Raw genomic sequence first — 4,936 nt, 5'->3', positions numbered from 1 at the left:
GACGCTCGTCGGCGCCATCGGTGGCTCCGGCGGCCCGGCTGCCGCGCTCGGCGGCGGGCCCGCCGCCGGCGGGAGCGGCCCGATCCAGATCGTCCTCGAGCAGACGAACGAGTTCGGGAACGCGAGCGACCGCGAGGAGATTCGCCAGATGGTCCGCGAGGCGACGCGGAACGGTGGCGAGGACGCGCTCGCGGAGCTGGAGCTCCTGCTCAAGCAGACTCTATCGGAGGCTTAGAATCATGGCACTCACAGGACCGAGAGACGGATCGAACGACACGGCAGACGTCGTCACGGTCGGCGACATCGTCCTCGCCGGCGTAACGCGCGTCGACGGCAGCGGGGGCTGGAACGCCCCGTCGAAGACGACCGAGGAGGGCTTCGAGTACGACTCGTACGTCGATACCGAGCCCCTCTCCGCGTCGATCGAGGCGTGGGTCGACGACTCCGAGCTCCGAGAGCTGAAGCGGCTCCGGGAGTCGACGGAGCCGTTCCCCGCGTCGGTCGACCACGTCTCCCTCGACCTCGCGAAGCTCGAGGACCTCTCCGTCGAAGGGGAGGGGAACATCCGGTCGCACCGGAAGGTGACGATCGAGCTCGCCGAGGTCCGGGAGGCGACGGTCGGGACGACGGAGATCTCGATATCGACCCCGTCCGGCGACATGGGGACGGCGGCGAACGACTCCTCGCCGTCGGTCGCGCAGCCCCAGGACGACGACTCGGGAACGACCGACGAAACGACGAACAGTAACGGAATCGCCGAGTTCCTGGGCGACGTCCAGGACGGACTCGCGGGGCTCTTCTGATGGGCGAAGTCATCCCCATCCCGAACGAGCGGGCGACGGAGCGCCGGCCGATCCACATCGAGTTCACGCCCCGGGCGTTCCCCGGGAACCGGATCGCCGCGCGGCTCGACTACAACACGGTGATGGACCGCTGGACCGTCGAGCTCGAGCACGTCAACCGCGGGTACCGGATCACGAAGTCGGTCGCGACGCCGTACCGGCCGTACGAGTACCTCCCGTGGTTCGTCTGCTACTTCGCAGACCCGTCCGGGAAGGCGACCGAGATCACACCCGACAACCTCGGCGACGACATGAAGCTGTTCCTCGTCCCGGGGCCGTCGGGCAAACCGCCGGAGGATGACGGATGACACGCGTCTGGACCCAGGTCCGCAGCGTCGAGGCCGGCGAGGTCGACCTCACCGGGCTCAACCTCGACATCAAGGTCCGGAAGCCGAAGGAGGACCCGCTCGAGTTCGACGTCCAGACGTGGAACCTCTCGCGGGACTCCTGGAGCCGGATCGACAAGGGAGACCTCGTCCGCATCCGCCTCGGCTGGGACGAGGCCGATGTCGCGACGGTCTGCCTCGGGAAGATCGAGACGGCGAAGCCCTCGAGGGACGGCCGCGACAAGACGTACCGGCTGAAGGGCATCGACAAGTCCGAGGCGGCGACGAAGACGAGGATCTCCGGGCGCTGGCGGAACCGCCGCCCCGACGAGATCGTCTCGGCGATCGCTGGCGAGATCGGGCTGACCCCGATTGTCGAGGACGTCGGTGACGAGATCGACGGTGCCTACTCGGTGACCCGCGAGCAGCAGGTCCGAGCGTGGCTCGACGAGTTGCTTGACTACGCCGCCGACATGACCGGGACGGCCTGGGAGTGGTTCGCCTCTCGCGGCCGGCTTCACTTCGTCCCCCAGACGCAGGAGACGGTCGACGCGCCGACGCTCTCGTACGACAACACCCTGCTCTCGATCCAGGACACGACGGAGCCGGACGACGACGTCGACGAGAAGCTTGAGTTCGAGGCGATGCTCGAACCGGCGATCGAGAAGGGCGCCGCGGTCTACGTCGACACCGAGGACTTCGAGGGCGCCTACAGAGTCGACGAGTACGAGTTTCAGTCCTCGACCGAGTCGGGTGACCACCTCGTCCGGGGGAAGTGTACGCCGATCGAGGCGGCGCGGCCCGCGAACCAGCCGACGTACGGTGGCGGCCGCGCCCGAACTGGGGTGACGCGCTGATGTCCCGCGACGTACCCGAGGGCGATGGCGGCGATTCGGGCGGGCTAAACATCGTCGCGACGCTGCGGAAGTTCGTCAACGACTCAGTCCGCGGGATCTACACGACGTCGACGGTCATCGTGGTCGGCGTCGACGAGGCAACCCGGCGGGCCGAGGTCGAGCTGAAGGCCGATCGGAACGCCCTCGTCGACAACGTCCCGATCGCCTCGCCGTTCGCGACCGACAGCGCCGGGATGATCGTCCCCGTTCAGGAGGGCGACGAGGGGCTCCTCTTCCACGCTCGCGAGCCCATCGAGAAACAGCTCGCGACGTCCGGCGAGGTCGCGCCGGAAGGGGAGCGGCGGTTCACCCTCGAAGCCGGCGTCTTCCTCCCGGAGATTTGGCTCGACGACATGGACGTCCCCGACCACCAGGATGGGGAGTTCCAGATTGCCATCCAGGACGACGGCTCGGCACTGCGGATGTTCCCTGACGGCCGCGTCCGCGTCGAGCACACCTCGGGAAAGGTCATTGCGATGGACGCGACCGGCGCCGTGACGATCGGCGACGAAGCATCCGCAGCGGCGGTCCTCAATGCCGACGCCGAGCTTGAGTACGAGGACACCCAGCCCGACGGCTCGACGTCGACGAAGACGGTCGACGTCATCGACCCGGGAACGACCGACCTAGAGTCATCATGAGAGAATTATGAAATACAAACGAACGCTCCGAGTCGAATCGAACGGCGATATCGCGATGCCGAATCAGAAAGCGGAGTTCCTCGACGGCCAGCGCGGCGCCGTCCAGGAGCTCAAGATTCTACTCTCGACGGTCCGCGGCGAGGACCCGTTCGCGCCGGACCACGGTCTCGACCTTTTCGAGGCGGTCGGCGGCCCCGACGCGATCCTGGAGCGGGAGATTCGTCGGGCGCTGATCCGAGACGAGCGCGTCGACGCAGTGGACTCCGTCGAAATCGGGCGGAACGAACCGGGCGCACGCGTTGCCGAGGTGATAGTTGGTGTATCGCTCTTCGATAGCGACACCGTCCAGTTCGCTGCGGAGGTCGGATAGATGTCCTACGGAGTTCAGCAGGACGGGAGTTTCGAGCGGAAGCACGTCGATACGATCCGACAGGATCTGAAGCGTATCTTCAAGAATGAGCTCGGCGAGGACATCGAGCTCCGTCCGAGTTCGCCGATCACCCAGATCATCGACGCCACTGCGATCGAACTCGCGCGGCAGTGGGCCGCAGCGGAGGGTGCCTACTACGCGAGCTTCTACCAGGACGCGAGCGGCGAGGCGCTTGACAAACAACTCGCGTTGGCGGGCTTCTCACGGATCCCGACCCGCCCCGCGACCGGCGAGGTTGAGTTCTCGCGCAGTGACCCGGCACCGAGCGACGTCACGATCTCGGCAGGGACGACTATCACGACCGAGCGGACCGAGACTCGCCCGCGGATTCCCTTTGAGACGACCGAGGGTGTCACTCTTACCAAGGGGGCGACATCGGTGATAGCGCCGGTCGAGGGGCTCAAACCCTGGCAGACGGATCTCGACGAACGGTGGCTCGGTGAGGAGACGAATGTCGCAGCTGGAACGATCATCCGCTTCGAAGACCCTGTTTCCGGCGTCGACGCCGTGACGAACCCAAAGCCGACCGGTGATTCCACCGTTGGTTTCGCTGAGGGCCGCGACCGCGAGACAGACGCGGAGTTCAAACTGCGGTACGAGAACACATTCGCGGCACCTGGATCGTCGACGCCGCCCGCGATGGAGGCGTCGATCTTCCAGTTCGACGAGGATATCGTCTCTGTGCGTGTCGAAGAGCGGCGTGACGACCAGAACAACGAGTACGGGCCCGAGGTGGTTGTCCTCGCACCGAACGTCGCCGATGACAGTATCGCACAGGCCATCCTCGAGAGTCGTGGCGCTGGCCTCCAATCGTATGGCTCGCTCTCGGGGATCGCGACGATGGATGACGGTCGTGAACGAATCGAATCATTCGAACGCGCCGATCGGATCACCATCTACGTCGACGTCGATCTTACGACGAGTTCGACGTTCCCGGATGATGGCGAGACTCGGATCGAGAATTCGATTATCCGGTATATCGGCGGACAAGCTCACGATGACATCCAGTATCCTGGCCTCGAAATCGGAGAAGACGTCATCTACGACCAGGTGAAGCGTCGCGTGATGGAGGTTCGGGGCGTTGTCCAGGCCGACGTCTATCTCGGAACGGGTGATCCGCCCCAGAGCGAGTCGAACGTGACGATCCGCGACCTCGAGGTCGCGATGACCGGCACCGACGAGGTGGCTGTCACAGATGTCTAGTGACGAGACGCCCGCAGAGCGACTCGAGGAGCTTCTCAAAACGCCATACGACTCGGAAGGAGAGGTCTGGCAGGCCCTTCTGACTGCGTTCGCGAACGAGTATGAGGAGTTTGAGCAAACCCTCACCGAGGTACAGAAACAGAAATTCGTTGAAACGGCGACTGGCGAGCCGCTCAACAAGATCGCCGACCTGTTCGGACTTAATCGGCGCCAAGACGAGACAGTTGATGCGTTCCGTGTTCGTGTGAAGGCGGCGTTACGGTCGCAGATCACGACGGCAACCGTCGAGGAGGTGCGTGATATTGTCGCGCTATTACTCGCAACCGACGTAGAGAACGTCAACGTTGAGGAGCCGTTTGATCGCGCCCAGGCACAAATCCTGCTTGACGTCCGTAACGAACTCGCCACTGTCGACATCACGAGTTCGCAATTCATCGATGTCGTCGACGCCGCAGTCGCCGCTGGCGTCGGTGTCGGGATCCTATTGACCGAGGAACTCGAGGATACGCTCACACTCGACGACGTAGCCGGCGTACAAACCGATGTCGTCGGTTCGGAGTTGTCTATCCTGAACGACATGACCCACACCCGAATAGAG

Annotated in this window: 7 protein-coding genes and 1 pseudogene; all 8 read left to right on the top strand. The window is 64.6% G+C overall.

All coding sequences use genetic code 11. The annotated features are described in order from the left end of the window. Positions 1–235: pseudogene (locus Q0116_RS00535) on the top strand (hypothetical protein); the annotation flags it as partial. Between the two features lie 4 nt (positions 236–239). Further along, complete coding sequence (locus tag Q0116_RS00530) at positions 240–803, top strand: hypothetical protein (RefSeq protein ID WP_297884505.1); 564 nt, start codon at positions 240–242, stop codon at positions 801–803. Next, positions 803–1,150 carry a phage baseplate plug protein gene (locus Q0116_RS00525; RefSeq protein WP_297884504.1) on the top strand — a complete coding sequence of 116 codons (348 nt, stop codon included), beginning with the start codon at positions 803–805 and terminating at the stop codon, positions 1,148–1,150. The genes Q0116_RS00530 and Q0116_RS00525 overlap by 1 nt, the downstream gene beginning before the upstream one ends. Then, a complete protein-coding gene (locus Q0116_RS00520) occupies positions 1,147–2,025 on the top strand; it encodes a hypothetical protein (RefSeq protein ID WP_297884503.1) in 879 nt (292 codons plus the stop codon). Before Q0116_RS00525 ends, Q0116_RS00520 begins: the two co-directional genes overlap by 4 nt. Beyond that, positions 2,025–2,705, top strand: coding sequence for a hypothetical protein (locus Q0116_RS00515; RefSeq protein ID WP_297884502.1), 681 nt, complete (start codon positions 2,025–2,027; stop codon positions 2,703–2,705). The genes Q0116_RS00520 and Q0116_RS00515 overlap by 1 nt, the downstream gene beginning before the upstream one ends. A gap of 55 nt (positions 2,706–2,760) precedes the next feature. Next, complete coding sequence (locus tag Q0116_RS00510) at positions 2,761–3,075, top strand: hypothetical protein (RefSeq protein ID WP_297884501.1); 315 nt, start codon at positions 2,761–2,763, stop codon at positions 3,073–3,075. Further along, on the top strand, positions 3,076–4,338 hold the full coding sequence (locus Q0116_RS00505; RefSeq protein ID WP_297884500.1) for a baseplate J/gp47 family protein: 1,263 nt from the start codon (positions 3,076–3,078) through the stop codon (positions 4,336–4,338). It begins immediately after the preceding gene. After that, positions 4,331–4,936: hypothetical protein (locus Q0116_RS00500; RefSeq protein WP_297884499.1), on the top strand; the 606-nt coding region annotated here is incomplete at its 3' end. The genes Q0116_RS00505 and Q0116_RS00500, both read left to right, overlap by 8 nt.

It is taken from the genome of uncultured Halorubrum sp. (genome assembly GCF_937146585.1).
In the GTDB taxonomy this organism is placed as follows: domain Archaea; phylum Halobacteriota; class Halobacteria; order Halobacteriales; family Haloferacaceae; genus Halorubrum; species Halorubrum miltondacostae.
The sequence above is the reverse complement of the archived record's forward strand: the minus strand, read 5'-3'. Positions and strand labels throughout refer to the sequence as shown.

Excerpts from the sequence above, each read along its gene's own strand:
- Q0116_RS00515 (WP_297884502.1), top strand. The coding sequence starts at position 2,025 with ATGTCCCGCGACGTACCCGAGGGCGATGGCGGCGATTCGGGCGGGCTA.
- Q0116_RS00505 (WP_297884500.1), top strand. The coding sequence starts at position 3,076 with ATGTCCTACGGAGTTCAGCAGGACGGGAGTTTCGAGCGGAAGCACGTC.
- Q0116_RS00520 (WP_297884503.1), top strand. The coding sequence starts at position 1,147 with ATGACACGCGTCTGGACCCAGGTCCGCAGCGTCGAGGCCGGCGAGGTC.
- Q0116_RS00525 (WP_297884504.1), top strand. The coding sequence starts at position 803 with ATGGGCGAAGTCATCCCCATCCCGAACGAGCGGGCGACGGAGCGCCGG.
- Q0116_RS00510 (WP_297884501.1), top strand. The coding sequence starts at position 2,761 with ATGCCGAATCAGAAAGCGGAGTTCCTCGACGGCCAGCGCGGCGCCGTC.
- Q0116_RS00530 (WP_297884505.1), top strand. The coding sequence starts at position 240 with ATGGCACTCACAGGACCGAGAGACGGATCGAACGACACGGCAGACGTC.